The organism is Clostridium oryzae, from assembly GCF_002029235.1.
GTDB classification, from domain to species: Bacteria; Bacillota; Clostridia; order Clostridiales; family Clostridiaceae; genus Clostridium_AE; species Clostridium_AE oryzae.
Window position 1 is genome coordinate 296,395 of sequence record NZ_MZGV01000001.1, and the last position, 23,305, is coordinate 319,699.

Below are 23,305 nucleotides of genomic sequence, written 5' to 3' on the forward strand. Positions count from 1 at the left end.
GAACATGGTTAGAAGTAGAGTCAAACAAGTGTTTTTGCATTTGATACTTATAGTAATGGTTATATTTGCAATATTGCCATTTCTAAATATGATAAGCACCTCATTAACACCAAGTACTTATGTTATGCCTTCAAAGCCGCAAATAATTCCTAAGCAGTTTTACTTAGGTAACTATATTAATGTCTGGAAAGGTGAAAGTTTTTCAAGATACTTTTTAAACAGTGTATTTGTAACCGTAGCAAATACTGTATTAACTATATTTATATCATCATTGTCTGGTTATGGTTTTGCAAGGCTTAATTTTCCAGGCAAGAAGATAATTTTTAATATTTATATATTCTCGCTTATGATGCCGGCTATTCTTGCTTTAGTATCACAATTTACTATCTTGCAAGGACTGCACTTAGTTGATACTTATATTGGTTTGCTGCTTCTATATGTTAGCGGCGGAATAGCAGGAAATACCTTCTTTCTAAAAGGCTTCTTTGAGACAATCCCTAGAGAGCTAGAAGAGTCTGTGATAATGGATGGCGGTAACAAGTGGACTATATATAGAAATATAATATTGCCGCTTTCAAAGCCGGCTATAGCCACTATGGCTATAGGATCATTTTCGGGAACCTGGATGGAAGTGTTTACAGCACTTACAGTTATTAAAACTCAGTCAAAGAGAACCCTTCCTATTGCGATAAAGCTTCTTCAAAACGGAAAAGCAACTCAGTGGGGAATTATATTTGCTGCTGCCATATTGGTTTTAATACCTGTAATAGTTATTTTTATCATATTTAATAAGCAGTTTATAAAGTCAGGTGGAAGTGAAGGAGCTGTAAAAGGTTAATTCGATAGTGTTGCAAATAATGAAATTATAGGGGGTATTAGCATTGATTATTAAAGATATATATCCAGCAAAAGCTCAATTTAAAAACGGAGAAAAAATAGAGATAATTGTAGAATTAGAAGGTGAAGTTGAACCTGATATGCTTAGATGTAATGTATATAAGCTTCATGAGCAAATTCGTACGATAGATATATTCTTATCGAATAAAGATAAAAAAGTTATATTTGAATTTGACGTAAATAATCCTGAAAACTCGCTTTCAGGCTATGGTGTTGAAGTTGAACTTCATCATGTGGATAAAGTGCTACAGACGATGAGTACGGCTTTTGATATTTTACCTTCTTGGAAGTATGCACCTAGGTATGGGTTTTTGGCTGATTTCTATGAAGATGATCTGTATGATAAGGATGACTTGAAAGAAATGAATAAATTTCATTTAAATGTAGTCCAATATTATGATTGGATGTATAGACATCATGATTTAATACCCAAATCAGACATATTCATAGACCCTCTGCAAAGAGAGTTAAGCTTTTCAACAGTAAAAGATAAGATTAATTTAGCTCATAAATATGGTATGGAGGCTATTGCTTATGGCGCAGTTTATGCTTCAGCATCTGAGTACTATAATAAGAACAAAGATTTAGGCATTTACAAGAATAACGGAGATATATTTGGCTTTGGTGATTTTCTTTACATTATGGATATATCTAGAGAAAATAAGTGGCATGACCATATAATTAGTGAGTTTTACAAGGTTATAAAGCTTGGGTTTGATGGAATTCATATGGACCAGTATGGATATCCCAAAGAAGCTATTAGCAGTATAGAGGGGAAAAGAGCCATAAGAAATCTTAGAGAGGATTTCCCCAATTTAATTAATGATACCAAAAGCTATATAGAAGAAAAAGGAGAAAAAGTTAGCTTAATCTTCAATGCGGTAAATAACTGGCCAGTTGAAACTGTGGCGAGATCTGAGGAAGATGCAGTTTATATAGAGGTATGGCCGCCCAATGATACTTACCAGGATTTGTATAATCTCATTACAAATGCAAAAAAGTATGCTTCAGAGAAGCAGGTTATCCTAGCCGCATATATGAGACCCTTCCTGGAAGAATTAAATATACCTTTAGAGCAGGCTGAAAATGCTACTTTGTTAACTTTAGCAACTATCTTTGCCAGTGGCGGATTTCAGCTGCTTTTAGGTGAAAATAGAGGAGTGCTCGATGATTCTTATTATCCAAAGTATAGAACTATAGAAAATGAAGAATTTATTAAAAAACTTAGGAACTACTATGATTTTATTGTCAAATATGAAGAACTTCTTTTTGATTTTGACATACTAGATACTAGTATGGTTAATACAGGTGGAATAAATGGAGAATACATGATCAAAGCGGTACAAGCTTCACCTAAAATAGAGGCAGATAAAATTTGGTCTTTAATAAAGGAAAAGCCAGGATTTAAGATTATTAACCTGGTAAACTTTAAAGGTATTAAAAACATGAACTGGAATGAACCAAAGGAAGAGCTTCCATCAAAGATAGAGGGCATAGAGATTTCAGTGATCACCTGTAATGATGTAAAGGGTGTGTATCTAGCTTCTCCAGATTTAGAGGAAAGAAAAACTGTAGAATTAAATTTTAGTTATGTTGAAGGTGATCAAGGAAACGAGCTCAGATTTACAGTACCCGAACTTAATGTATGGGATCTAGTATATATAGCTTACTAGCTGTATTGATAATAATCAGTTTTAAGTCTGAAAATCAAAAAAGACCTGAAGTTATTAATAGATAACATTTTGCTAAAACCACATGAATTCAGAGTATATCTATTATGTTAAAGGGTATATGGAGATATATAACATTGAATAAATTGGTTTTAGCAGGTTATATAGATGTTCACTTCTAATTTGGATTGTAAAAAACTTTGAAGTAACTAATTTTTATTTTGGATTAAAATACAGAGGTGATCGGTCTATTGAAAATTAGAAAATTAGGAAGGAGGGGATGGCAAAAATAGCGCTGATTATTGTAATGTAAACTTTCTTGAGAAGAGAGGCACAGTAGTATTACTAGCCTTACATAAGTGCTAGAACTCAAATATTTATGAGGAGGAGCGAAAAATGTTAAAAATTAGAAAATCTAAATTTTTAACTATACTTTTTTCCTTAATATTAGTCCTGAGTATTTATCACGGGAATAATATAGAAAAAGTATATGCAGCAAGTTCTTATGTAAACAAGGTTTATATGGATAAGTCTAGATATAATCCTGGTGATAAGGTTACAATCTATGCAGACTTAAGTAATACGAGTGGAACAAACTTTACAGGTACTTTGTATATGGAAATTGCTCATAATGAAATTTCTGTATATACTACTAGTCAAAGCATTACTCTGAATAATGGGCAAAGCGTCACTAAAAGCTTTCAATGGACTGCACCTAGTACAGACTATCAAGGCTATATTGTAAAGGTTTACACTGAAAGCGGAGATTATAAGACAGGTGCTGTAGATGTATCAAGTAACTGGACTAAATTTCCGAGATATGGCTATATACCTGATTTTGATAGTAATATAACTCAAAGTAACACAACAAAACAGATAAATACTTTATCTCAAGACTATAATATTAATGCTTTTCAATTTTATGACTGGATGTGGAGGCATGAAGTACCTATCAAGAAGAGTGATGGAGTAAATCCTGATTCCAGCTGGACAGATTTATTTAGCAGGAATATATCTTATAGCACAATTCAAAACTATATAAAGGCAGTTCACAATAACAATGGAAAAGCAATGGCTTACATGATGTCTTATGCTGCAAGAGAGGGTTATACAGACTATGGGGTAAATCCTTCCTGGGGGCTGTTTCAGGATACCAGCCACCAAAGCCAGCTTAATGTAAACTTTAATAATGGTAAATATTTGTGGCTTTTTGCGCCTTCAAATACAAGCTGGCAAAACTATATAGGGAATATCTATAAGGATGTTGTTAATACTGCAGGTTTTGATGGTATACAAATGGATCAGATGGGACAAAGAGATGGAATATATGATTATAACGGAAAGAGCTATGATTTAGGTACATCTTTTTCAAGTTTAATTAATTCTGTAAAACGTCAGCTAAACAGTAACAACTCATTAAAGAGCTATTTAGATTTTAATATAGTTGATGGTACAACTAATGGATGGGCTTTAGATGATGTAAGTAAAAATGCTGATACAGACTTTAACTTTAGTGAAATATGGTGGAAATCAAATAACTATAATGACATAAGAAATTATGTTGAACAGCTGAGAAGCAATAGTAATAAAAAAGCTGCGGTTTTAGCAGCATATATGAATTACAATGAAAATTTAGGCCCTAAGTATGAAGCTGAAAACGCTTCCTTTAATGGAGTAGATATTGCTGTTAACCATTCTGGTTATAGTGGAAGCGGCTTCCTGCAAAATTTTGCACAGCAGGGTGATTATGTTCAATTCACTGTAAATGTAAACGAAACCATGAATTATCCCTTAGTATTCCAATATGGAGACAATTTAGACAATGCTACAAGAACCATATATATTGACGGCAATAAGGTAGGACAAGTTCAGTTTCACCCACAGGGCACCTGGGATAAGTTTGTATATGATGCAAATCTAAATGTAAATTTAACAAAAGGAAATCATACTATAAAAATTTCCTATGATAGTGGAGATACAGGTGCAATTAATTTGGATTCTCTTACCTTAGGAGAATTTGATGAACATTCTGTAAGACTGGCTGATGCTGCATTTGAAGCAAGCGGGGCAACCCACATAGAATTAGGTGCCGGCAAGGATGATACTGTCATGCTGCCTCATGAGTATTATCCAAATACAAGTAAGGCTATGACAGGAACTCTAAAAGCTGCTATGAAGCAGAATTATAAGTTCATAACTGCTTATGAGAATCTGCTGTTTGACCAAAACATAAACTATGGGGATCAAGGCAATCAATATATTAACATCAACGGTGAAAAAATATCCGGTGACGGTACTGAAGGTTCCATATGGCATATGACTAGAATGACAAAAGATTATGACATATTGCATCTTATTAATCTATCAAATGAAACAGACAGTAAATGGAGGAATAGTACTAGCTCACCAATAGTTAAAAACAATCTGAGTGTTAAATACTATTTTCCAACAGATACGGCTATCTCTAATGTATATTTAGCTTCACCTGACTTTAACGAAGGTACAAGCACTGCACTAAAATATACCACAGGTACGGATAATATAGGAAAATATGTTTCCTTCACAGTTCCAACATTAGATTACTGGGATATGATCTATATAAAGAGAGCAGTAAATACACCAAATAACGATCAATATGAAGCTGAAAACGCTATAAAGACTAGCGTAACTACAAATACAGATCATACAGGATATACTGGAACTGGTTTTATTGATGGCTTTGCAGAGAAGGGAGATGAAATAACCACGGAAATAAATGCCGATGCAGCAGGTGACCATTCTTTAATTTTTAGATATGGAAACAGTACTGGAACAGAAGCAACAAGGCATGTATATGTGGATGGAAGCTATGTGGGAATACTTCATATGCCTAATTTATCGAATTGGGATACCTGGAGCAAGGCTAGTTTAAATGTAAATTTAGCAGCAGGGGTTCATACTATATGTATATATTATGCTTCAACAGATAATGGCGGAGTGAATCTGGACAATTTAACTGTAAAGTAATACTAGAATAATTAAATAGTGAGCTAGTTTATATTTACTAAAATAAATAAATTTTGATTGGAGGATTATATTATGAGAAAATTTATAAGTAAGAAGGCCGTTAGTGCATTTGCTTTTATTTTTACATTCAGTTTGTTTTTTAATTCTGACTTAAAGATTTCGGCTCAGACCTATCCTCAGACTACCTATGAAGCAGAAAGTGCTTCGCTTCATAATGTAAGTACGAATACAAATCATCCAGGATACTCAGGCAGTGGTTTTATTGATGGTTTTACGGATGTTGGAGATTATGCTGACTTCTCTATTTCGGTTGATAAAACTCAAGATTATACTTTGAGACTTAAATACAGTAATCACACAGATAGTACAAATGTAAGAGAAATCTATGTAGATGGAAAATTTATAAGTAATGCATATTGCAGCGATACAGGAAGCTGGGATAGTTGGAAGACAACTGATGTAGGAACTAATCTAGCTTCAGGAACTCATACTGTAAGAGTTGCTTTAAATAATAGCAAGGATGGGGCTATTAATCTGGATAATCTTGTTGTTACCCCAAAAAACGTATCTGTCAGAAGTCTTTACATGTCAAATTGGAAGGATATGATGGCTATATGGAAGGCTAGCAATCTTAGTGATAACGATGCCACAAGCACAAAAGGTCCAAGACTTTCTGAGCTTAGATATTCGGGAAATTGGAATGTAAATCAGATACAAGATTATACAGGATTTTTCAGAGATGAAACTAACAATAAAAAATATGATCAAACTCATAATTTTGATTCTGAAGCTTATTACGATGAAAATGGTGTTTTGCATAATAATTTCTTAAAATATAACGGATCTGACCTACATAACATGGAAATTTCAAAAGATTACGCTGCAGTACCAAATCAAAATTTTGTAGTAGCAAGATATACCTTAAAGAATACTGGTACTTCAAGTATTACCTATAGTATATTGGATATGCTTCATCCAAACAATACCTCTTCAAATAATGTGTCTGCAAACTATGATTCTTCAAGAAACGCATTGATAGTAAACATGAGTTCATCTGGACAACCTTATTTGGCATTAGGTGCATTTACTGCTCCAACTTACTATCAAGCTGCGAATGATGAAGATTCAAGTACTTCAAGTCAAACTTGTTCTCCTTGGTATACCTTTGATGGAAGCGGATCTCTAAAGAATAATTCAAGTGCTTCAGCAAAGGATATTTCTGTAGCTTTTGATCAGAAGGTTACAGTAGAAGCTGGAAGCAGCAAAAATGTGTACTTTTATGTAGCTTTAGGTACAAGCTTGAGCAATATACAAAGTATTTGTGATACAGCAAAAGCACAATCGGGAGATAGTTGGTTTGATAATACCTCTTCAAGCTATTCAAGCTGGTTTGACGGCAAGAATATACCAAACTTTAATGATGCAGATTTAACTTCGGTTTACAAGAGAAATCTTGTTATGATTAAGAATACAATAAGACCAGGAAGCACTACAGACGATGGAGCAATGCCAGCAACTACTAACTCACTTAACTATAGTTATAAGATATGGTCAAGAGACTCAGCAGTAACAGCACTTTCTCTAGATGCAGCTGGATTTACTGCAGAAGGTGAACGTTATTGGAAGTGGCTGGCTGCAAGACAAAATGTAGATGGAAGTTTCCATACCTGTTTCTGGTTATGGGACAATACTAATGCTAAATTTGTTGAGCCAGAAAACGATGCAATAGGGTTCTTCCTAATAGGGGCATACAAACACTATAAGGCAACTGGAAACAAAACTTTCTTAGATGGTATATACAAGGAAATTAAGAATTCGGCAAATTATATCATGAATAATATTGATCAAACTACAGGCTTCGGACCTGCAGATAAGAGTATTTGGGAAGAGGGAGATAATGATGAATATTATGCATATACTCAAGCTTCATATGCAATGGGACTTAAATCAGCTGCACTAATTGCCTCAATAGAAGGTAACAGTACTTTAGCTGACAGCTACAATGGTGCCGGAAGTACTATTATGACTGCAATTAATAGAGACGATACAGCTTCACCAAAGGGACTTTGGAATGCAGCTAATGGATATTATGATAGATGTGTGAATAAAGACGGCACAGTTAATACTTTAGAAGATACCTCAACAAATATATTATTTGCTTTAGGAGATATAGATGTCAACTCTTCAAGAGCAGCTTCTCATATAAATAAGATAGAAAAAGATCTTAATGTAGATACCTATGGTTTGCCAAGATACCCTAATGATACCTTCTATTATACTTCTCAATGGAGTCCTTCAGGAAATGAAGCTTTGGAAGCATCACCTTCTTGGCCGCAAATGGTAATGTGGGATTCTATATACCAAACTTATAAAGGAAATGGTTCAAAGGCTTACGATATGCTTGAATGGTTCAAGCACAGAACAGCCACCGGCTTCATGGTAACAGGTGAAGCTGTAAGTAATGTAACAGAAGCACCACTAGTAAGTACAGCAGCAGAACCGGTTACGGCAGCATCTTTTATCCTTGCAAGTCTTGCATATTCGAACAATTATGATATGAGAGTGTATTCCTCAGAGTATAATGCAGGCTGTTCCAAAGGAGTAAAAGTTACTAATGGAGCTAATGCTGACTGGAACCAGTACAAGTATATTCCATATTATGTGGATCCATCAAATGATGGAGTAGCAGATGATGCACAAACTGATATAAGAAAAGTATATGTATCAAATGATGATACTAATATTTATATAAGAATAAACAATGCTGCTGGAACTTTACCAACAACATCTAGTGATTCATTCCAAGTTTCTGCTTATGTAGAGGATTTTGCAAAAACTGCAGCAACAACAACAGCTACTCAATATGGAACTGATCTTGGAAGAAACATGGCATATATGTTTACAAGAAAAAATGCCGATACTGGTTATAGCAAGTATTCAGTAGATAACGGAAGCTGGAAGTTAAACAAGAATATAACTTCGGTCATAGCACCGCAATGGGATACAGCTTCCGGCGGAATAGAAATTGTTATTCCAAGATCAGAGATAGGTTCTCCTAAAGATGATTCCTGGGGACATATAACCATAGATTTAAGTAAATATATAAACGGCAGCTGGAAGGATCAAGATATGGTTAGATTAAATTACAGGATAACAGGAAACAGCGAATCCTGGCTCTATGGAGATTTTGAATAAAAGCTGTAAGGGTAAGTATAAATATCTGTATTAGGAAAACATTTGAGGCTATGTTAGTCGTTTTGGCAAACATAGTCTTTTTTAGTCTCTAGGAAATGTTCATGAAAGCGTGCTTTCACCAAGTACAATTAAAAAGTAATCTTCTTTTTCGTAGGAAATTATGATTTTTTCCAATCGTGGATAAATTTGAACTGAGATTTTGCAATAATTGTTTATGCATAAAGTAAAAACTTCGTGTACTTTAAGACACCAAATAGGTAATTTATCGTATTATATGTAGATTCAGGTAAAACAAACCATATTATACTAATACTTAAGATATGTGAACATAGATGACTGTAAAACTACTGATTCACATACAATAGAAGGGTGGAAATGAGATGAATATACTTGAGAAAATTAAAAACAATGCACTTACTCATCCTCGCTTTGAGGCAATGCGGTCCGATAAGGAGAGTATAAATTACCATGATTTAGATAAGTATTCTGATTATCTTGCAGCATATATTGAGGATACTTGCGGTAATAACAAATCGCCTATAGTAGTTTACGGACATAAATCAGTTTATATGCTTATTTGCATGCTGGCGTGTGTAAAGTCTGGACGTGCTTATTGCCCTGTAGACACTTCTGTACCGGATTCTCGAACACAATCAATATTGAATCAAATGGAGTCGCCTTTGGCATTAGCTACAGAAAAGTTAAATTGTCATTTTCAGAGGATAGTTGAACTTAATGAAATTAAAGAGGTTATTGAATCTCAAACAAAAGCAATTTCCTCTGATAAATGGGTGAATGGGGAGGATGTTTTTTACATTATTTTTACTTCTGGAAGTACTGGAATGCCAAAAGGTGTGCAGATTACTGCAAACTGTTTAAATAATTATTTAGATTGGTCTATAAATCTTGGAACAAAAAAAGAGGATAAAATTGGAAAGCGTTTTTTGAATCAGGCACCATTTTCTTTTGATTTATCTGTTATGGATCTATATACATGTTTAGCTTGCCGTGGAACACTTTGGTCTTTATCTAAAGGCGTACAAAGCGATTATAAATTACTAATGCAGTCACTACAAGAATCAAATGCGGCTGTATGGGTTTCTACGCCTTCATTTGCTGAAATTTGCCTTTTGGAGAAGAGCTTTGGTGAACAATTGATGCCTCATTTAGAAACTTTTCTTTTTTGTGGAGAAACCTTAACAAATAGTACCGTTTCTAAGCTTCAAAAGAGATTTCCAAATGCAAAGATTATTAACACTTATGGTCCAACAGAAACTACGGTTGCAGTTACTGAGGTTCACGTCACTACTCAATTAAATGATACTAAGAGTCCTCTTCCTGTTGGACATGCTAAGCCTGGAACATTTATAGAAATCAGAAGGGAAAATGGAGAGCCTGCAGAGGAGGGTGAAAGAGGAGAAATTATTATTCTGGGTAATACAGTCAGTATTGGATATTATAACAATCCTGAAAATACTAAGAATAAATTTTTTATAAAAGAAATAGCTAATAAAAAAGTTAGAGGATATCGTACAGGTGATGAAGGATACCTAGAAGGGGATATGCTTTACTATTGTGGAAGAATAGATTTACAGATAAAATTGCATGGTTATCGTATTGAGGTAGAGGATATTGAAAATAACATTTTGAAATTAAATTCAATTACAAGAGCAGCAGTTGTACCTAATACACGAAATGGTAAAATAAGTAGTTTGACTGCCTATGTTGTTTACAAAGAAAAGGTCGAGGATGCTTTTGCAACTTCTTTGAGTTTGAAGGAACAGCTTAAGGAAATCATTCCTGAATATATGATTCCTAAGAAATTTGTATTTCTAGATCAATTGCCTATGAATGGAAATGGAAAGATTGATCGAAAGCTTCTCGGAGGAATAGCACAATGACATTTTTTGGAGGCCATTTATTTTATCTATGTTTAGTGCTGCTACTGATTCCGGCAGTTATATTAGGGATACTACAAAAATCATTAAGACTTTATACCTTGGCCATATCCATATTATTTATCTATTTGATTTTTGGGAAAGACCATAGGCAGCTAGCTTATTTATTTACTTTTTATGTATTGCAGTTAATTCTTGTAAAGCTGTATTTGATTTTACGTAAAAGATATGGGCGTAAGGAAAATATATACTACTGTACAGTTTTTTTAAGTGTTGTGCCGCTTATTTTTGATAAAATTAATCCGTTGATTCATACGAACATTTTTCAATTTTTAGGTGTCTCATACCTGACCTTTAAAAGCGTACAAATGATTATAGAGATTTATGACGGAATCATTACCGAGGTTCCGATTGTAGAATTTTCAGCCTTTTTATTACACTTTCCCAGCTTGAGTTCTGGCCCAATTGATCGAAGCAGAAGGTTTCACGAGGATTGGGTAAAGATATATAGCCGTGAAGAATATTTAAATTTATTTGCAAATGGCGTTTTCAAGATATTATTAGGGCTAATATACAAATTTATTATAGCAGCTGGTTTCTACAAGCTTATGGGAATATGTGCTGACTTCAAGGCATGGTACTATGTCGTTGGATATACTTATGCCTATGGATTAGATTTATTTTTTGACTTTGCAGGGTACAGTCTAATGGCTGTAGGCACGAGCTATATTTTAGGGGTTAGAACTCCAGATAACTTTAACAAACCATTTTTGTCCCTAGATATGAGAGAATTTTGGGATCGTTGGCACATTAGTTTGTCTTACTGGTTCCGTGATTTCATTTTTTCACGTTTCATCATAAAGTGTGTAAAGAAAAAATGGTTTAAAAATCGTCTGCATAGAGCTTCTATCGGCTTTATAATAAATATGCTGGTTATGGGTATGTGGCATGGATTAAATGCCTCATATATACTCTATGGATTATATCATGGATGTTTACTGGCATTAACAGAGAGCTATCAGAAAAAATCAAAATTTTACAAAGAAAATAAAGACAAAAAATCCTATAAATTTTTATCTTGGTTTATAACAATGCAGCTTGTCATGTTTGGATTCTTAATTTTTTCTGGAAAGTTTATAAAATTATTACATTTGGCAAAAATAGTACATTAGGGAGGAAATTAAAATGAAAGAAAGATTATTAGATATGTTAGCAGAAATATGTGAGGATGATATCGTAAAGGAAAATATGAATATTGATTTACTTGAAACAGATTTGCTTGATTCTCTTGGATTTGCTGAATTGCTAGCTCTTATTGAAGATGAATTTGGTATTGTGTTATCACCATCAGAATTTCAGAGAGAAGATTTGAACACACCTGCTAAAATTTTAGAAATCTTAGAGACAAGAGGATGATATTGTGAGAAAGGTAACTGCGTTAATAATTGCGTTGGTATTGTTTTTGGGCACGGCTTTTGGACTTCATGTATATGATAAAAAAGCTTTAGCGTTTAATAACAATGCTTTCAGTACTTGGAGCAGCCAAACAAAATTTGCTTCTCCAGATGGGATAAGCGAAAATATTAATCCTGGCACTTTAGTTGTTTTTGGTTCTTCTGAATTTCAGCACGGGATTAAGACTATCTATCATCCTAGGTCAATGTTTAAGGGTTTTTACTTTAATCCGATGTTAATAGGTGCTGCACATTATCAAAGTTTAAGTCATGCCATTACACTTGCAGCTATAAGTAACAGCATTAAAAATAAAAAGGTTGTACTGTTTGTTTCACCAACATGGTTTAGAAAACATGGTGTAAAGAATAAGGCTTTTGCTCTAAGGTTTTCAGATAGCAGCTATATACAAATGTTAAAAAACAGAAACATTTCAAAGAAAACAAAAGAGTATATCAGAAATAGAGTAGATACTTTGCTTAAGGTAGATAAGTCAACTTTAAATCGTGTTAAGGTATATAACCGTGTACTTTTAGATGGAACAGGTTCAACTCTAGATGACATTAAATATGAGCTTTATAAAAAGTATCTGGCAGAAAGAACTCATCAACGTGTTGTTCTGCGAGCAGCGGTGGCTGAACTGAAACATAACCAGAACAAGAATCTCAAAGATAGAAAAATTAATTGGAGAAAGTATATAAAGAGGGTAAATGTTAGCAGTAAAAAGTATAGTAAGACTCCGTTTTATATGACGCCTAAAGGCTATGCCAAGTTGCAGGCTAAGCTAAAACGCATAAAAAGGCCGCTTCCGAAAGCTGGATTTGGAAATCGCAAATCGCTTGAATACAAGGATTTACGCTGCTTTTTGAACATGTGTCATCAGCTAAAACTGAAGGTAATGATAGTTTCTCTGCCGGTTAATGGATATTGGTATGATTACAGAGGATTTCCTGCTTACAAAAGAGGAAAATATTACCGGAGATTAAGAGCAGTTGCCTCTCAATATGGCGCTGAGATGACAGATTTTTCAAGCAAGGAATATAACAAGTATTTTTTTGAGGATGCACTGCATTTAAGTGGAAAGGGATGGGTGATGGCAGATGAAGCTCTTTACAAGTTTTATAAGGAAAGCTAAATCTAATTCAACATGCAGATTTATTGGCTGGGTGATTGTTTTCTATTTATTGATGATAATTTTATACCTTTATTTTATGGATGCTAATTTGTCTACAGCACCAAAATATATATATTCAGAGTTTTGATTTCAAATAAAAAATAAGTATACTATTCTGTGACTCAAAGAAGCCTTACACCCATCTAAATGAGGGCGTAAGGCTTTTTCAGTTTCTAGGAATTTATGCTTTTTTCCAATTGGGGATAACTCTTCATTAAAATCATGTTATACCCCTAAAGATTAAGAATCAAGGCCTAAAAAAGATTACATCCGAAGTCGGCATTTGGAGTGAATTTAGCAATTACACATGTCTTTTAGGCAAATTTGCGTTAAGATGGCGAATTGTTTGAGGCGCAGCGGAGTTATGAGCCATTAGGAAATTTGTCTAAAAGATGTGGTGTAATTGCTTGATGAACGTAACTAGCCTACGTAGGATGTAATCTTTTTTATAATAGTTATTACCAAACTTTAATGTAGTTTTTGCCTTTTTTCAAAAGGCCAATTGGTCCTAAAGGACTCCTTCCAGTTCTATGTTCATCAAGAAAATCAGTATTTAGGAATACCTCACTACCATCTGGGTTTTCAAACTCAGCATCAACTATGCGTACTCTAGGTAAAGTAGCTGTAGATTGAATTTCTCCTAGGATATTTTCGAAGCTTTCTGGCAGTTCACAGGAAAGATAAACTTCTTCTCCTCCATCAATAATGCGGAAATTTGGATTAAAACTTTCATCAACTAAATTATTATTTTCTCTTTCAAATGGTTCTGCTCCATTGAAGTACGCGTTGTTATTAATGTAAACAGGTTGTTCTACTAATACAAATTCTTCAAGATCGCCATGTTTTTTATTTGCTTTTTCGATGTATTCTTCTAATGACGTAGTATAGTTTTTATAATGAGAAGTTCCAACACCTTTTACCCCATCTCTTCCAATGAAGATATTATTATAGAAACGATCATCTCCACCATAAACAAATGAAAAACCTGCGATTTTAGTACTGTGTGGAAGGTGATATTGTGTAGAACGGTCTAATCCTTTCCACTGATCCATCTTACCGCAGATTAGGTTATTGATATATGCTCCGCCTTGTGACGCATTATCTAGACTGTGTTCAGAAGCCAAGATATTATGGTCAATAATATATGGTCCGTGGCTTATTTCTACAAATAAATCACGATTATTGTTATAGAATAGGTTCTTACTGATTCTTGTTCCTTGTGTCTGCCAATCAGACCATAATCCTAAAGAGCAATCATGAATACGGTTATGATGTATCTGCACATCAATGGCTGCGTGGAGCTTGATTCCTGCTATTTCATAACCATAAAATTCACGCTTTAGAGCAATGTTATAAATATGATTGTGATGAATTTCACTAAAAATACATCCTAAATGACCAACAATTCCATTCTGGCCACAATCATAGATGGTATTATTTCGGATAATATGGGAGCCGATCTTTTCCTTGCTCCAGCCATTGCGCTCAGCAGAAAAGACAGATTCTAGCTGGTATTGGTATCCAGGTTTATCTTTACGGATAGAGCGATAGTTGTTTCCTGTGGAACCTTCTTTACCAATACTAATTGCACTGCATTTTGAATCATGAATAACATTATTTTCAATAATCCAGCCTTTACTCCAATTTGCACCCATAAGTCCTGGCTGGTCTGCTGTCGGAGGTGCCCATGGTGTTGCAGCATGGGCCATTTCAAAGCCCCTTACAGTAATATAATCAATACCTGTCTCTTTAGGATAGAAACAGGATCTACGTACATTGATTTCAACATATTCTTTGTTTGGGTCAGAGCCTTGGAAATTTGCATAAATAGTTGTATTATCAGCATCTACTTTTGCAAACCAAACATATTTAGTCTGTTCTTGATTGTGGATAGGAACAATTTTTTGTGTCCAATTATCCAATACTTCCGTTCTGGTGTTTGGATTAATTAGTTGTTCAAAACTGCTGACCTCATAAAACGACATGCCATTTAGATAAACATCTCCTAAATGCTTGGTAGCATCATTTATGACAAGCCAATCTCCAAACACTTCTTTTTCATATGGATTATAATCGCCGAAAAATGTATTCGGCAATATGACTTTCCAGACATTTCCCTCTACATGCTGCCAGTCTTGAATGTGCTCCGATCCTTTAATAACTACTTTTTCTCCTTCTGCAGCTTGGTAAATAATCCTTCTCTTATCACTTAATCCTTTAAACCTTGGATTTACCCATTCACGGTATACTCCTTCATGGACTATAATCGTATCTCCAGCTACAGCAATAGAAGCAGCTTTATTGATTGTTAAAAATGGATATTGCTGAGTTCCTTGACCTTGATCGGAACCGATTTTTGCTACATGATATTCCATCGTTTTAATCCTCCCTTGAATTCGTTTTCTTTTATTATAAGAAATAATGACTGTTAGTTCTATTCAAAATGTAGTATACTTTAAGACAATATTTGTGTTTTTATATTAGGAGAAGATATTATGGTGTTTTTTGAAAAACATGGAGTTGATGAAAAAGAATTTTTTAGGTTTTTTCCATTGAAGAACTATCATTTTCCACTTCATTTTCATCGAGCATATGAACTTATATTTGTCAATGATGGACAGATATCTGTATCAATTGATCAAAAAGAATATTTGATGCAGAAAAATGAATTTGCATTTATCTTTAATAATCAACTGCATGAATTTAGAACCATTGATTATTCTGAGATTACAATCATCCTTTTTTCACCAGAATTGATTGGCGATTTTTTCATGAAGTTTAAAGGCTTTATTCCAAGTGACAATGTACTGCATTTTGAAGAGAAACTTGATCTCAAAAAACTTAAATCTATCTACAGTCAGAAAAGCTTTATATATGGTATTTGTGATAATCTTATAAATCATACATCCTTTGCTCCGATAAAGCAATCATCCCAAACAAAGGCACTCTATAAAATCCTGCTTTATGTAGAGAAACATTACTCTGTAGATTGCACATTAAAAACCGTTGCAAAACATTTACAGTACGATTATCCTTATCTATCAAGGCTGTTTGTTCAACTGATGAACATGAGCTTTACTGATTATTTAAACAATTATAGGATTTCACAGGCATGTTATTTACTGAAAAATACAAATCAGTCTATTGATGAAATTGCAGACAATTGCGGGTATAACAACTTAAGAACCTTCCATCGTAATTTCAGGAAAATAACAGGACACTCGCCTAAAGAATATCGAATATTAGATTGAGTGTATGAATTTTTTTGCTTATAATGGAGTTATAAAAGTAAATAGGCAAATGCAATGTCACAATGAAAAGGTTTTCTTGATTGGTGTGTAAAATAAACCGAAGCTGTCAATCAGCGTTTGAGGAGAAGAGAGGATAAGTATATTGAAATTAAATTATGACAAAGAAGAAATTCTAAGAGTAATTGACAATATTGTTAAAAAAACAATGACAATGGATTTAACATGGGATTGGCCTTGTGGTGTGGCTTATTATGGTGTAACTAGAGCCTATAAAGCAACAGGAAATAAACAGTATTTAGATATGCTTAAAAAGTGGACAGAAGAGTATATTGAGCTGGGTCTGCCGGACTGGACTATTAATACTTGTGCCATGGGACATATGCTTATAACTCTATACGAAGAAACAAGTGAACAAAATTATTGGGATATTATTATGAGTAAGGTGGATTATATCAGAAACAGAGCTGCTAGATTTGGTGATAAGGTTTTGGAGCATTTAGATTTTCCAGAGCAGGCATGGGCAGATACATTGTTTATGGCGGCCTTTTTCTTGCTTCGTGTAGGAGTTAAATTAAAGGATGAAGAGATGATTAATGATGCGCTAAATCAATATTACTGCCACATTAAGTATTTACAGAACTCTAGTACCAGCTTGTGGTATCACGGCTATGATAATGTTAAAGGCAGCATTAAAGTTAGTTCAAACAGATAATGGTTTATGGAGAACAGTACTAGATTATGAGTATTCCTATGAAGAAGTATCTGCATCTTGTGGAATTGCAGCTGCTATGATTAATAACGATAATCCCCTTCATACCAGATATGTGCAAAAGGCATTAGAAGGTATATTGAAAAACATAAGCAAAGATGGACGTGTTCTGAATGTATCAGGAGGTACAGCTGTAATGAAAGACAGAGATGGATACTGTACTATTACAAAAGAGTGGATACAAGGCTGGGGGCAAGGCTTGACATTAGCTTTTCTATCCGATGTGATTGAATTAGAATAGATTGCAAGCGTATTTATTTTGTGTTAGGATATGATAATTGAATTAACAAGTGAAATAGTATGCACAAATTTATCAATAATACTTTGATTACACAATGGAAGATTGAGAAGAATTTTTAAACTTAGAAAAATAAAAAAGATATGATGTTTTTACAAGAAGGAGAAAGTTCTACTCTTATTTTACAAAAAAATGATTGATAAAGTTGTGGTTGCAAAATAAGAACATGCAAGTAGCTTTAAATTATTAAATAGCTATTGAACGCTATGAATATTTCCTTGCTCCATTTTCCTTTAAATTGGTTACACATCGTAGTTAGCAGGTTTTAAGTGCAGCTATAATAGCAAGGAGTGGTTAGTATTGAGTTATGATAATATTATTGATATTTAGTATCTTGACTAATAAGTAAAAGTGGAATAAAATTACACTTAGGAAACTAAAAAAACAAAAATAGTTTCCTAAGTATTTTGCGCAGGGGGTATAGTTATGGAAAAAAATTGTATAAGAAAGAGTGCAATTCCAGCAGTAGTAATACTTAGTCTCGCTCTTGCTTTTCGTCAAATGTCTATGACAATCGTTATGCCATTTATTTCTACATATTGCAGATCATTAATAGGATATACTTCTTTATATGCAGGTTTAGCTGTGGGAATTTTTGGACTTATGCAGGCAGTTTTTCAAATTCCTTTTGGAATGTTCAGCGATAGATATGGCAATAAGCTCATAATGCTAATTGGACTCACTCAAGTGGTAGTAGGACTTATTTTGGCATATTTTGCAAAGAATATTAGTTTGTTGATTTTCGCGCGAGCATTGCAGGGAAGCGGTGCTATTATAGGTGTAGGATATTCCTGGGCAGCTAGTATAGCTGGAGAAAAGGAAAGAATTCGTGCCATGAGTATTTTGGGTGCTTTTGTTTCGGCTGCTGCTGCTTTAGCGTTTGCATTAGGACCATTATTAAGAGAAATCATACCTGTTAATTGGATGTTTTTATTTTGTGCAGCATTACTTTTTTTAAATGAAATATACATTTTGTTTTTTATAAAAGATAACAAAAACAAAAATGAGATTAGGCAGAATGTACCTGAAAGTAAGCATATTCGAACTATATTTCACAACAAAAGCTTTATTGTGATGAATTTGTCTGCTTTTATAAATAATTACATGATGGTATCTGTATTTTACGCAGTACCAATTTACTTGACCAAGGTTACAGGTGAAACAGGAATGTGGAAGGTTTTTATTCCGGCAATTGTGGTTGCTATATTTATAATGAAACTGGCTGTTCGATTGAGACAAAAGGGCTTTAATAAACAGATACTAATGGCAGCTTTTCTAATCTCTGCCTTAAGCCTTATTTTATATTTCAATAAGACATCGTATTCCTTTCTATTAATAGGTACTACTTTGTTTATGTGTGGCTATATTATCATAGCAACTTTTGTGGCGACAAATGTAAATGAGGCTGTAGAAGACAGCTATCGTGGTACTGCTAATGGTATTTTTAATTCTTTTCAATACATAGGAAATTTTGCGGGAGCTGTTTTGACGGGTGCGCTATGGGGAATTTCAGAGAAGTTGACCTGGTTTGTTACAATAGGAATAGGAATTGCAGGCTTTTTGATTATTGTATCAGATACTAAGTATCAAGAGCCTGTTAAAGAGGAGGAGAATGTGCAATGAAACAGAAAATATTGGATGTAGCTGCTAAGTTAATTCTTCAGTATGGCTTAAAAAAATTCACTGTAGATGAAATAGCTTCAGAATTAAGGATAAGTAAAAAAACAATATATCAATATTTTAATAGTAAAGACGATATCATTCGTGAATATTTCGAGGTATCTATTGCAACCGATAAAGACAGTATGACATCTGTTGTTGCTGGAAATAAGGATTTTTCGTATAAAATTCATGCGATTGTATATTCTAGTCATCGATATCGACTGCCAGTCTCTTTATTAATGGAAGCAAAGCAATTCTATCCTGAAGTATGGTCAAAGATAGAAGAACTTAAGCAATTTAAGCTGAATGCTACAAAAAAATTATTAGAGCAGGGAGTTAAAGAAGGCATCATTAAGTCCGAAATGCATTTTGGAGTACTTTCTAAAATGATTGAAAAAATAAGTGATATGTTTACCGATTATGATTTCTTGCTTGAAAATAAATTAAACACACGAGAGGCAATAGATGAAGCGCTAAAAATCATATTCAATGGGATATTAAAAATTTAACTATATATTTTATTTTAATAGCATTATTTTGGCCTTATTAAAAGTATATTCGAAGTTATTTAAAATAAGGCTATGATTTACTCCCTCAGACTATGGTCTGGGGAATTTTTATATTTATAAAACAATTTATATCCTAGCATTTCTTAAATTCAGGATACGCTGTTTAAGACTAAAAAATGAGTGGTAAAGGCATTTCCCATTGGTTTAAGCTGATGTAAGCACTATGTATAAAAATGTAAAAAATACTTATATTTATTTTTATAAGATATTAAAATGATTTATTGACAATGTAAAAATAAGGTAGTAATATAAAGATATGGTATTTGAAATGGGTTTCAGAAACCCGTTTCAAATACCATATACAAGGGAAAGTTTAAATATATTCTGTTTTAAAATGTCCTTGGCTCGAACCTATTTATTAGCATCAGTATAGAATTTTAGCTCATTTAATGTACATATTAGAGCAACGAATTATTATTTAATTTGGAGGTATAACAATGGAAAAAAGCAACGTCACAGTATACGATATTGCTAAGGAAGCTAATGTTTCTCCGGCTACGGTATCCAGAATTCTTACAGGAAATGCTGCTGTAAGCGATGAAAAAAGATTAAGAGTAAAGGCTTTAATAGACAAGTATGATTTCAAACCTAATGCTTTAGCTAGAAGTCTTTCAAAAAAGGAATCCAAAACGCTGGGATTTATATTACCAGATATTACAAATCCTTTTTTCTCTACTGTATTCTTAGAAGCAGAAAAGTGTGCATTAGAAGCTGGTTATACTATGATGCTATGCGATTCAATGAATAACAATGATAATGAGTCAATTCATCTTAAGACATTATCGGAAAAGCAAGTTGATGTAATAATTATTATGGGAGGGAGAGTCAATGACGTAAGGACTAGAACTGAATATGCTGAAGAGATGAACAAAATCTTAAAAAGTACACCTATACTAATTGTTAATGGAAAGATGACAGGAGTTAAATGTCACAAAATTGCTACTGATGAGGAACATGGGATGATACAGCTAGTAGAATACCTTGTTTCAATTGGACATAGCAAAATAGGTCTGATTGGAGGCAGAGAAAATGTAACCTCCTCATATATAAAATATAGAGCTCTAGAAGAAGCTTTTAGAAAGAATAACTTACAGTTAAATAAAGAATGGATGATATATGGAGATTATTCTATTGAAAGTGGAATTGAATCTATGAAAAAGCTTTTAAAGAAAAGGGAGAAACCAACAGCTTTAATTGCTATAAATGATTTTGTTGCAATCGGAGCTATAAGGGCTGCGAATGAGGCTGGACTTGATATTCCTAAAGATATGTCTATAACTGGTTTTGATGATAGTTACATTTCTGAGATTGCTCATCCAAAGCTCACTACGGTAAATCAAAATTATAAGGAATTAGGTAAAGAAATAATAAATACCGTCTTAGACATAACTAGTAAGAAAGGTGGCGATACAACAAAAGTTATCGATACAAAACTTGTAGTTAGAGATTCATGTTTATCTATATAGGCAGTGGATTTATTTAAATATATTTTTAGAATATAGAAAACGAGTACAATCAGGAGGTATAAAATGAAAAAATTAGAAAGCGATATAGCTTTTAATGACTTACAAATTAAACCGGCTAAAGTTTCAACATTTAAACAGATTAAAAAGAGTAAGACACTTATTCTAATGTGTGTTCCAGCAATAATATTTTTCTTTATATTTTCCTATATTCCAATGCCAGGGTTATACTTAGCTTTTATTAAATACAATTATGCACAGGGTATTTTTAAGAGTGCCTTTTGTGGTCTAGATAATTTCAGATTCCTGTTTATGTCAGGGGAGATATGGAAATTAACCAGAAATACAGTGTTGTACAACCTAGCATTTATAATATTAGGGAACCTTATTCAAATTTTTGTTGCAATCCTTTTAAATGAAATTAGGTCTAAATGGTTTAAGAAGATCAGTCAGACAATAATGTTCCTTCCCTATTTTATATCAGCAGTAATTGTAGGACTCTTTGCCTATAACTTTTTAAATTACGATAGTGGTGTTTTAAACCACATTCTGAAAACGTTTCATCAGGTACCTATAAAAGCATATCAGACTCCGTGGATCTGGCCAATTATAATCATTGCAGTTTTCTTATGGCAGGGTACAGGCTATGGCTCCATAGTTTACTTTGCGGCCATTATGGGAATAGATTCAGAGATAATGGAGGCTGCAGAAATAGATGGTGCTAACGCTTTTCAGCGTATAAGACATATTTTATTACCTTGCCTAAAACCTACATTTGTAATCTTGATGTTGTTCTCACTAGGAGGAATATTGAAAGGAAATTTCGGCTTATTCTACAATTTAGTAGGTTCAAGCAATACTGTGTTATTCGATAGGACAGATATTATAGAAACTTTTGTATTCAGATCGTTAATGAATAACTTTAATTTTTCATTAGGAAGTGCAGTAAGCCTGTATCAATCAGTTTTTGGTTTCATTATTGTAATGACAGCAAACTGGATTGTGAAAAAGATAGAGCCTGACTACTCAATATTTTAGGAGGTAATAAAATGGAATTTAAAAAGACTAATTCGAGAATTGTAGATAAATCATCAAGAATTATACAGATTTTCAGTTATATATTTATCACTATATTTTCTTTATTATGTCTAGTACCCTTTATACTTATGGTGTCCTCTTCCTTCAGCAGTGAAAAAGCTATCACAGAATATGGCTATACCTTATGGCCAAAACAATTCAGTATCTTTGCATATAAATTAATTTTTGAAAATCCTAAGCTGATTATTGGCGATTATGTTGTTACAATTTGCATCACTGTTATTGGTACGGCTATTGGATTAACCATTATAGCTATGACAGGATATGCATTACAGCGTCCGGATTTCCCTTATAGAAATAAGATATCCTTTTATATATTCTTTACTACGTTGTTTTCTGGAGGTTTGGTTCCTTTTTATTTATTGATCTCAAAATATATGCACTTACAAAACAATTACTTAGCTATATTGCTGCCAGGATTAATGTCCCCATGGCTTATTATACTTATGAAAAATTTCTTAAAATCTATACCGCATTCTATTACTGAATCGGCAAAGATTGATGGAGCGGGAGATTTTACTATATTTTTAAGAATAATTCTTCCTATGGCTACGCCAGCTCTTGCTACTATAGGACTATTTTTAGCACTCGGGTATTGGAACGAATGGTATAATTCAATGCTGTTTCTTTCTGCAAATGTAACCTATAGACCTCTTCAATTATTTTTGTATAATGTTGTAACTCAAGCTGATTTTATAAGAAACTCAGCTGCTAGCTCTAATGTGCCGGCACAAGATATACCTAATGAAACAATGAAAATGGCTACTGCAGTTGTTGCTGTAGGTCCTGTGATACTATTCTATCCTTTTGTTCAAAAGTATTTTATAGCAGGAATAACTATAGGAGCTGTAAAGGGCTGATTTTAGATATTAGAGGTAAAAACTTGTATATCATTGAAACGTT

The 23,305-nt window shown here is 33.4% G+C and carries 17 protein-coding genes; 16 read left to right on the forward strand and 1 reads right to left on the reverse strand.

All coding sequences use genetic code 11. The features are described 5' to 3' along the window. The first annotated feature begins 4 nt into the window (after positions 1-4). The 8 genes from CLORY_RS01265 (at position 5) to dltD (ending at position 13,253) form a co-directional block, all read left to right on the forward strand. Positions 5-838: a carbohydrate ABC transporter permease gene (locus CLORY_RS01265; RefSeq protein ID WP_079421748.1), complete on the forward strand. Its 834-nt coding sequence runs from the start codon at positions 5-7 to the stop codon at positions 836-838. 43 nt (positions 839-881) lie between these two features. After that, positions 882-2,570 (forward strand): glycoside hydrolase family 66 protein, encoded by a 1,689-nt coding sequence (locus CLORY_RS01270; RefSeq protein ID WP_207652148.1) that lies wholly within the window; start codon positions 882-884, stop codon positions 2,568-2,570. Between the two features lie 393 nt (positions 2,571-2,963). Next, positions 2,964-5,573, forward strand: coding sequence for a glycoside hydrolase family 66 protein (locus CLORY_RS01275; RefSeq protein WP_079421749.1), 2,610 nt, complete (start codon positions 2,964-2,966; stop codon positions 5,571-5,573). 72 nt (positions 5,574-5,645) lie between these two features. Further along, positions 5,646-8,768 carry a CBM35 domain-containing protein gene (locus CLORY_RS01280; RefSeq protein WP_079421750.1) on the forward strand — a complete coding sequence of 1,041 codons (3,123 nt, stop codon included), beginning with the start codon at positions 5,646-5,648 and terminating at the stop codon, positions 8,766-8,768. Positions 8,769-9,148: 380 nt separating this feature from the next. After that, positions 9,149-10,669 carry a D-alanine--poly(phosphoribitol) ligase subunit DltA gene (gene dltA, locus CLORY_RS01285; protein ID WP_079421751.1) on the forward strand — a complete coding sequence of 507 codons (1,521 nt, stop codon included), beginning with the start codon at positions 9,149-9,151 and terminating at the stop codon, positions 10,667-10,669. Then, complete coding sequence (gene dltB, locus CLORY_RS01290) at positions 10,666-11,838, forward strand: D-alanyl-lipoteichoic acid biosynthesis protein DltB (protein ID WP_079421752.1); 1,173 nt, start codon at positions 10,666-10,668, stop codon at positions 11,836-11,838. Before dltA ends, dltB begins: the two co-directional genes overlap by 4 nt. 13 nt (positions 11,839-11,851) lie before the next feature. Further along, on the forward strand, positions 11,852-12,082 hold the full coding sequence (dltC, locus tag CLORY_RS01295; protein ID WP_079421753.1) for a D-alanine--poly(phosphoribitol) ligase subunit 2: 231 nt from the start codon (positions 11,852-11,854) through the stop codon (positions 12,080-12,082). 4 nt (positions 12,083-12,086) lie between these two features. Further along, positions 12,087-13,253 (forward strand): D-alanyl-lipoteichoic acid biosynthesis protein DltD, encoded by a 1,167-nt coding sequence (gene dltD / locus CLORY_RS01300; RefSeq protein ID WP_169911489.1) that lies wholly within the window; start codon positions 12,087-12,089, stop codon positions 13,251-13,253. A 497-nt stretch (positions 13,254-13,750) separates the two neighbouring features. On the opposite strand, the gene CLORY_RS01305 is transcribed toward dltD, so the two are convergent. Then, on the reverse strand, positions 13,751-15,667 hold the full coding sequence (locus CLORY_RS01305; RefSeq protein ID WP_079421755.1) for a right-handed parallel beta-helix repeat-containing protein: 1,917 nt from the start codon (positions 15,665-15,667) through the stop codon (positions 13,751-13,753). Between the two features lie 120 nt (positions 15,668-15,787). Here CLORY_RS01305 and CLORY_RS01310 point away from each other — a divergent pair, with 120 nt between their 5' ends. The 8 genes from CLORY_RS01310 (at position 15,788) to CLORY_RS01340 (ending at position 23,262) form a co-directional block, all read left to right on the forward strand. Then, positions 15,788-16,543, forward strand: coding sequence for a helix-turn-helix transcriptional regulator (locus CLORY_RS01310; protein WP_079421756.1), 756 nt, complete (start codon positions 15,788-15,790; stop codon positions 16,541-16,543). A 142-nt stretch (positions 16,544-16,685) separates the two neighbouring features. Continuing rightward, a complete protein-coding gene (locus tag CLORY_RS01315) occupies positions 16,686-17,255 on the forward strand; it encodes a glycoside hydrolase family 88 protein (protein ID WP_242954292.1) in 570 nt (189 codons plus the stop codon). Then, positions 17,212-17,553, forward strand: a complete 342-nt coding sequence (locus CLORY_RS23635; RefSeq protein ID WP_242954293.1) for a glycoside hydrolase family 88 protein — start codon at positions 17,212-17,214, stop codon at positions 17,551-17,553. Before CLORY_RS01315 ends, CLORY_RS23635 begins: the two co-directional genes overlap by 44 nt. A 483-nt stretch (positions 17,554-18,036) precedes the next feature. Next, on the forward strand, positions 18,037-19,233 hold the full coding sequence (locus CLORY_RS01320) for an MFS transporter (protein ID WP_079421757.1): 1,197 nt from the start codon (positions 18,037-18,039) through the stop codon (positions 19,231-19,233). Then, a complete protein-coding gene (locus CLORY_RS01325; RefSeq protein WP_079421758.1) occupies positions 19,230-19,781 on the forward strand; it encodes a TetR/AcrR family transcriptional regulator in 552 nt (183 codons plus the stop codon). The genes CLORY_RS01320 and CLORY_RS01325 overlap by 4 nt, the downstream gene beginning before the upstream one ends. Before the next feature lie 497 nt (positions 19,782-20,278). Beyond that, positions 20,279-21,307, forward strand: coding sequence for a LacI family DNA-binding transcriptional regulator (locus CLORY_RS01330; protein ID WP_079421759.1), 1,029 nt, complete (start codon positions 20,279-20,281; stop codon positions 21,305-21,307). A gap of 63 nt (positions 21,308-21,370) precedes the next feature. Then, on the forward strand, positions 21,371-22,342 hold the full coding sequence (locus CLORY_RS01335; RefSeq protein ID WP_079421760.1) for an ABC transporter permease: 972 nt from the start codon (positions 21,371-21,373) through the stop codon (positions 22,340-22,342). An 11-nt stretch (positions 22,343-22,353) separates the two neighbouring features. After that, positions 22,354-23,262, forward strand: coding sequence for a carbohydrate ABC transporter permease (locus tag CLORY_RS01340; protein ID WP_079421761.1), 909 nt, complete (start codon positions 22,354-22,356; stop codon positions 23,260-23,262). Positions 23,263-23,305 lie beyond the last annotated feature (43 nt).

Excerpts from the sequence above, each read along its gene's own strand:
- CLORY_RS01275 (WP_079421749.1), top strand. The coding sequence starts at position 2,964 with ATGTTAAAAATTAGAAAATCTAAATTTTTAACTATACTTTTTTCCTTA.
- CLORY_RS01310 (WP_079421756.1), top strand. The coding sequence starts at position 15,788 with ATGGTGTTTTTTGAAAAACATGGAGTTGATGAAAAAGAATTTTTTAGG.
- CLORY_RS01325 (WP_079421758.1), top strand. The coding sequence starts at position 19,230 with ATGAAACAGAAAATATTGGATGTAGCTGCTAAGTTAATTCTTCAGTAT.
- dltB (WP_079421752.1), top strand. The coding sequence starts at position 10,666 with ATGACATTTTTTGGAGGCCATTTATTTTATCTATGTTTAGTGCTGCTA.
- dltC (WP_079421753.1), top strand. The coding sequence starts at position 11,852 with ATGAAAGAAAGATTATTAGATATGTTAGCAGAAATATGTGAGGATGAT.
- CLORY_RS01280 (WP_079421750.1), top strand. The coding sequence starts at position 5,646 with ATGAGAAAATTTATAAGTAAGAAGGCCGTTAGTGCATTTGCTTTTATT.
- CLORY_RS01335 (WP_079421760.1), top strand. The coding sequence starts at position 21,371 with ATGAAAAAATTAGAAAGCGATATAGCTTTTAATGACTTACAAATTAAA.
- dltA (WP_079421751.1), top strand. The coding sequence starts at position 9,149 with ATGAATATACTTGAGAAAATTAAAAACAATGCACTTACTCATCCTCGC.
- CLORY_RS23635 (WP_242954293.1), top strand. The coding sequence starts at position 17,212 with ATGATAATGTTAAAGGCAGCATTAAAGTTAGTTCAAACAGATAATGGT.
- CLORY_RS01330 (WP_079421759.1), top strand. The coding sequence starts at position 20,279 with ATGGAAAAAAGCAACGTCACAGTATACGATATTGCTAAGGAAGCTAAT.
- CLORY_RS01320 (WP_079421757.1), top strand. The coding sequence starts at position 18,037 with ATGGAAAAAAATTGTATAAGAAAGAGTGCAATTCCAGCAGTAGTAATA.
- CLORY_RS01340 (WP_079421761.1), top strand. The coding sequence starts at position 22,354 with ATGGAATTTAAAAAGACTAATTCGAGAATTGTAGATAAATCATCAAGA.
- CLORY_RS01265 (WP_079421748.1), top strand. The coding sequence starts at position 5 with ATGGTTAGAAGTAGAGTCAAACAAGTGTTTTTGCATTTGATACTTATA.
- CLORY_RS01305 (WP_079421755.1), bottom strand. The coding sequence starts at position 15,667 with ATGGAATATCATGTAGCAAAAATCGGTTCCGATCAAGGTCAAGGAACT.